The organism is Paenarthrobacter sp. CM16 (assembly GCF_013179505.1).
Taxonomy (GTDB): Bacteria; Actinomycetota; Actinomycetes; order Actinomycetales; family Micrococcaceae; genus Arthrobacter.
This window is the reverse complement of the sequence record NZ_JABMCX010000290.1, coordinates 1-5,918: the sequence shown is the minus strand read 5'-3', so window position 1 is coordinate 5,918 and position 5,918 is coordinate 1. Positions and strand designations below refer to the sequence as shown.

The following is a 5,918-nucleotide window of genomic DNA, read 5'->3' as shown; positions in this document are numbered from 1 at the left end:
CTTCATGGCCGTTTCCAGGCTTTCCGGCAAGGCACTGGTGTCGCCTGTCACCATCCCGGGAAGCAAGCCCGCCGCATCTGGAGGCAACCAGTCAGCTGCGGAGACAAACCGTTTCCTGACGTCGGCCGCAGTTTGCCTGACATCGAACCCGGAGTCCGTCACGACAGGAGCAGAGGACGCGCTGAGAAGCGCTGCTTCTGGTTGTCCCTCCCGCACCTGCTTCAGCGTCCCGGTTGTTCGGACGCTCTGCCCCGCCCGCACATTCTGCCAGGCAGCACCACCCGTCACAACGATGTCGGCAGTTCCACGCACCACGTTTCCCTTGGACGTGAGATCTATCAGGCTCGCATCAACCGTCCACCTGCCGTCACTGGAATGCCCCGGTGCAGGCGCCGGCGCTGGGCTGCCCGTGATGAGTATGTGGACCACGACTCCCTCATCGGCGGCCATCGCCGGGGCCAGTGGTCCGTTCTCACGGTTGCCGGCGATGACAGCGCAATGAACCGCAACAGCGGCCCCCAGGGCACAAGCGAGGGCGAAGGTGGCGAACATTGTTCTGGGCCGTACCCCGGACGGCCTTTGGCGATGCCCCATAGCCACGAACACCCCGCCAGACAAGCCCAGTGCGACCGCCAACACAGCGGACCAGACCCCATCAACGAAGCCACCTGCCAGCGCTGCAGACCACGTCACCACCGCCACAGGCACGAGCCTCAGGTCTGTGCGTTTTCCTGCTTCAGGACCTCCGACGGACTCAGCCACCCTGCACCGTCACAAGGTCTTTGAGGGACTCCATGAGCTTGGGCCCAATCCCGTCTATGGCATCCAGTTCGTCCACCGATGCGAACGATCCGTGCTCTTTCCGCCAGTCCAGAATTCGCTGGGCGGTCACTGGCCCCACCCTGGGCAACGTCCCCAACTCCTCCAAGGTGGCAGTGTTGATGTTAACCTTCGCGGCCCCGCCGCTGGAACTGCCAGTGCCAGTACTGCCGGCAGGCGCAGACGGGGCGGCTTGCGGGGCCTCCCCCGCTACTGGAACGACCACCTTGGCTCCATCGCCAAGCACCTCGGCAAGGTTCAGCCCGCCGAGTTCAGCGTTTGGCGCTGCACCTCCAGCCGCATCAATGGCTTGAAAGACGCGACTACCGAGCGGCAACGAAACGACACCGGGCTTCTGCACAGCTCCCGCTACATGAACAAGCAGGCTCCCTTGAGCCTCCGACCCCGCTGGCCGCGGCGATTCTGACGAATCCGGAACAACGGGGCCAACAGACGTGGACGGATCCAACGGTTCTGATGTTGGCTGGCTCAGGGAAGACTGCCATAAATGCCACGCGATGAGGCCTGCCCCTACCAAGGCCAGGAGTATCGCTACCCGCCACGGGGCCCTCCATCGAAGCCGGGACCCGTGCACGAACTCACCAGGCTCGCCCTCGTCGCCCACTGGATCGGAGGGATAGTTGTCCGGTAACTCCAACAGTGGAGGTGTCCGGGTGTCTCCGGCCAAACGGGAGGTAAAACGCTGCCGTGCTGCCTGCGCTGCGGCGTCTGGGGAGGCATCCCGGTTCCGGCGTGGCATCTTTTGAGCCTATGGCTCCTCCTGAGGGAATGACGCGGCCGAAGTGCTCTATGTGGATAAGAGGACCAATCAGTCCGTTGGCGTGCTGCTCTCCCCCACGATGACCGCAAGAACGCCTAAACCTGCATGTGCTGCCAGCACAGCCGGGAGCGCACTGATTTGGGGTGCCGGACATTCCGGACACTTCTCGTTCAGCCGGGCGGCCAGGGCTTCAGCCTCCATCTGGTTGCCGAAGTGGTGAACTGCCAAACGCTGCTGTCCGACCGGTCGGGAAGCAACATCCGCTGCAACGATCTCCTCCAAGCGAGCCACGGCGCGCACAGCGGAACGGACCTTTTCCAGCGGAACGATCCTGCCGCCGTCGACCGCCAAAATGGGCTTGATGGCCAGGACTGTACCCAACAAGGACGCAGCGGCGCCGATTCGACCTCCACGGCGCAACTGTTCAAGGCTGGGCACGTAAAAGTAGACCTTGGTGCGCTCCATGCGCCGCTCAGCGAAGCCACGGACTTCTGCAGCCTCCTGCCCATCGGCAGCGGCAACCACCGCACTTTGGACCCCCATGCCCTGCGCCATGCCCACCGTGCGGGAATCCACCACCTCCACGGGAATGCTGACGCGGGCTGCAGCCAGCCGGGCGGCATCGGCGGTGCCGGAAAGTTCGGATGAAATATGGATGGACACCACGGATTCGAAGCCACGCCGCTGGGCTGCGAGGTAGGCCTGTTCAAACTGCCCGGGTGATGGTCGTGACGTCTTGACCGAGGCGCCTGAGGCGAGAGCCAAAGACAGGGTTTGGGTGATGTCGTCTTCGCCCTCACCGTAAATTTCGTTGCCGACCATGACCGGCATGGGGACAACCGCAAGCCGTCCGTCGGCGGTGAAGGCCGAGACCCAGTCCGGCGGCAGGGCAGCTGCGGAGTCAGTAACCACGGCGGTCTTTACGACGGCGGCCAGCGGCACGTCAGCTACTGGAACCGGCGCGCTGGGCTGCCTAAGGCGCGCCACTCTTTCCTTCAGCCATATCCATGCGGGTGGTTCTCGCTCAGGCACGCAACCTCCAAAGATGATGGCTGGCCGCCGGCACAGTGCCGGCGGCCGCACTATCCCTGCTAGGCAGGGACGATGTTCACCAGTTTAGGTGCCCGCACGATCACAGTGCGGATGCCGCGGCCGTCCATGGCCCGCTGAACGTTCTCCGAGGCCAATGCAAGCTCACGCAGCTCGTCCTCAGTGATGTTCGGCGAAACTTCCAAGCGGTCGCGAACCTTGCCCTGGACCTGAACCACAGCGGTGACGGTGTCCTGAACCAACAGCGCGTCATCATGCTTGGGCCAGCCTGCATTGGCTACCGAAGCCGGGTGACCGAGGGTGTTCCAGAGGTCTTCGGCCGTGTACGGCGCGAAGAGGCTCAGGATCACTGCCACGGCTTCCACCGCTTCACGAACGGCTGGATCTGCTGCACCTGCGCCCGAGTCGATGGTCTTGCGGGTAGCGTTGACCAACTCCATCAGACGGGCCACCACAACGTTGAACTTGTTGTTGTCCAACAGTTCAGCGGCGTCGGCGATGGTCTTGTGGGTAACCGTCCGCAGGGCGCGGTCACCAGTTGCCGGGTCTAAACCCGGCTCGCTGCTGACGTCCTGGCCCAGCCGCCAGGCCCGGGCCAGGAACTTGGCAGAGCCCGACGGCGATACGTCCGCCCAGTCGACGTCGTCTTCCGGTGGGGAGGCAAAGACCATGGTGAGGCGCACGGCGTCGACGCCGAACTTGTCCAACTGCTCCCCGAGGTCTACACCGTTGCCCAAGGACTTGCTCATGGCCTTGCCGCCGTTGAGCACCTGGCCCTGGTTGAGCAGCGCCGAGAACGGTTCGTTGGCTTCGATCAGTCCAATGTCCTTGATGACCTTGGTGAAGAAGCGCGCATAGAGCAGGTGCAGGATGGCGTGCTCCACGCCGCCTACGTACTGTCCAACCGGCATCCAGTCGTTGATCTTTTCGGGATCAAACGGGCCCTCGGTGTATTCCGGGGACACGAAGCGCAGGAAGTACCAGGACGAGTCCACGAACGTGTCCATGGTGTCGGTATCGCGCTGTGCGGCACGACCACAATTGGGGCACTCAACGTTGACCCACTCGACGGCGGCGGCCAAGGGTGAGGTTCCCTTCGGAGACAACGCTTCACCACGCAAGTTATCGGGCAACCTGACGGGCAGTTGGTCATCGGGGACGGGCACTTCGCCACATTCGCCGCAGTGGATGATGGGGATGGGTGTACCCCAGAAACGCTGGCGGCTCAGCAACCAGTCACGCAGCCGGAAGTTGACGAATTTCTCGCCCGTTCCAAGCTTCTCCAGGATCTGGATCGCGGCCGGAATTGCCTCGGACTTGGACAAGCCATCCAGGTCACCGGAATTCTTTAGCGTGCCTTCGCCCGCAGTGGCTACACCAGTCTCCGAAGGATCCTCGGCACCGGTTTCCAACACTGCCCGGACGGGCAGGTTGAAGGCCTTGGCGAAGTCGAGGTCACGCTGGTCGTGCGCAGGCACGGCCATGATGGCACCCGTGCCGTAGTCGGCCAGCACGTAATCAGCGGCCCATACCGGGAGCTTCTCGCCATTGAGGGGGTTGATGGCGTAACGGCCGGTAAAGACGCCGGTCTTCTCACGTTCAGTGGACTGACGCTCAATTTCAGAGAGAGCCTTGACCTTCTCGCGGTACGCCATGAGTTCGTCGTGCTGTTCCGGGGTGACCAGGTCCAAGGCCAAATGCGCGTCAGCGGCGACCACGAAGAAGGTAGCACCGTAGAGGGTGTCCGGACGGGTGGTGAAGACAGTCACTTCGCGCTCGGCCCGCTCTTGGGTGGCCTCGATGACGAAACGCACGTGGGCGCCTTCGGAGCGGCCGATCCAGTTGCGCTGCATGGCCAGAACGCGCTCAGGCCAGTGACCCTGAAGCTGGTCCATGTCCTCCAGCAAGCGGTCTGCGTAGTCGGTGATCTTGAAGTACCACTGGTTCAACGACTTCTTGGTGACAGGCGTGCCGCAGCGTTCGCAGGCGCCGTTGACAACCTGCTCGTTCGCCAGAACCGTGAGGTCCTTGGGGCACCAGTTGACCGGTGAGTCTTTGCGGTAGGCCAGGCCACGCTCGTAGAAGCGCTTGAACAGCCACTGGGTCCACCGATAGTACTCAGGATCCGAGGTGTGGATGCGGCGGGACCAGTCAGCGGAGATGGCGTACCGCTTGAACGACGCCGCCTGGGTGTCGATGTTCGCGTAGGTCCACTCACTGGGGTGCGCATTGCGCTTGATGGCAGCATTCTCAGCCGGCAGGCCAAAAGAGTCCCAGCCAATGGGATGCAGGACGTCGAAGCCCTTCTGGCGCAAGTAGCGGGCAACCACATCGCCCATCGCAAAGGCTTCAGCGTGGCCCATGTGAAGGTCGCCGGAAGGGTAGGGGAACATGTCCAGCACGTAGCGGCGCTCCCGCGAACCGTCGTCCGCCGGCGTGAAGACTTTGAGGTCTTCCCAGACCTGCGGCCATTTGGCTTCCATCGCAGCGAAGCTGTAGACGCCCTCTTCAGGCGTTTCAGCTGCGGCTGCCTGTGCTGTTCCGGTCTCTGTCTCCGGCTGAACGCTCACTGCTGCCCTCTTCTGTTCTTCGGTGGCGGTTTTGACTCCTGCTATGGGACCGGAAGGTCCCGGACACACAAAAGCCCCTCAACAATGGAGGGGCGGCCGCACGGCTAAATAAAGCCGGGCGGCTAGCTAAGCAGAAGGATCGCACGCATAGATCTATAATAGCGCACGATTATCCATCCACTCACCGGCAAATCATGGTTGGCGGCGCATCGCCAAACGTCGAAAAAGGGGCCGATGACTCCCCGCCATGCTGTGGAGGGCACCGCGAAGCGGGCAGGCGGGAGTTATCGGCCCCTTCTTTGAACTACTTAACGTCCTCGTCGACCCAATCCATGGACTTTGTCACGGCCTTCTTCCAGAGGCGCAGCTGCCGCTCCTGCTCCTCTGCCGGAAGTTGCGGTTCCCAGCGCTTGTCTTCGTTCCAGTTGGCGCTGAGCTCGCCCAGGTCCTTCCAGAACCCGACGGCGAGACCGGCCGCGTATGCAGCGCCGAGGGCCGTGGTTTCCACTACCTTGGGACGGACCACCGGTACGCCCAGGATGTCTGCCTGGAACTGCATGAGGGCCTCGTTGGCGACCATTCCGCCGTCGACCTTCAACTCGGTAAGGGGTACGCCGGAGTCCGCGTTGACAGCGTCCAGGACCTCGCGGGTTTGGAAGGCAGTTGCTTCCAGCGCCGCACGGGCAATGTGTCCCTTG

At 63.0% G+C, this 5,918-nt stretch carries 4 protein-coding genes and 1 pseudogene; all 5 read right to left on the bottom strand.

Annotation, left to right across the window (positions count from 1 at the left end; genetic code table 11):
• Window positions 1-762, bottom strand: a pseudogene (locus HP499_RS19810) (ComEC/Rec2 family competence protein); the annotation flags it as partial.
• On the bottom strand, window positions 755-1,579 hold the full coding sequence (locus tag HP499_RS19805; RefSeq protein WP_172325857.1) for a helix-hairpin-helix domain-containing protein: 825 nt from the start codon (window positions 1,577-1,579) through the stop codon (window positions 755-757). The gene HP499_RS19805 and the pseudogene HP499_RS19810, both read right to left, overlap by 8 nt.
• Before the next feature lie 69 nt (window positions 1,580-1,648).
• The gene (locus tag HP499_RS19800) at window positions 1,649-2,683 is read right to left on the bottom strand and encodes a DegV family protein (protein ID WP_172325856.1); all 1,035 of its coding nucleotides are present in this window, start codon (window positions 2,681-2,683) and stop codon (window positions 1,649-1,651) included.
• 8 nt (window positions 2,684-2,691) lie between these two features.
• On the bottom strand, window positions 2,692-5,220 hold the full coding sequence (leuS, locus tag HP499_RS19795) for a leucine--tRNA ligase (RefSeq protein ID WP_172325855.1): 2,529 nt from the start codon (window positions 5,218-5,220) through the stop codon (window positions 2,692-2,694).
• 304 nt (window positions 5,221-5,524) lie between these two features.
• On the bottom strand, window positions 5,525-5,918 hold a 394-nt coding region (locus HP499_RS19790), incomplete at its 5' end, for an FGGY-family carbohydrate kinase (RefSeq protein WP_253951709.1).

Excerpts from the sequence above, each read along its gene's own strand:
- HP499_RS19805 (WP_172325857.1), bottom strand. The coding sequence starts at position 1,579 with ATGCCACGCCGGAACCGGGATGCCTCCCCAGACGCCGCAGCGCAGGCA.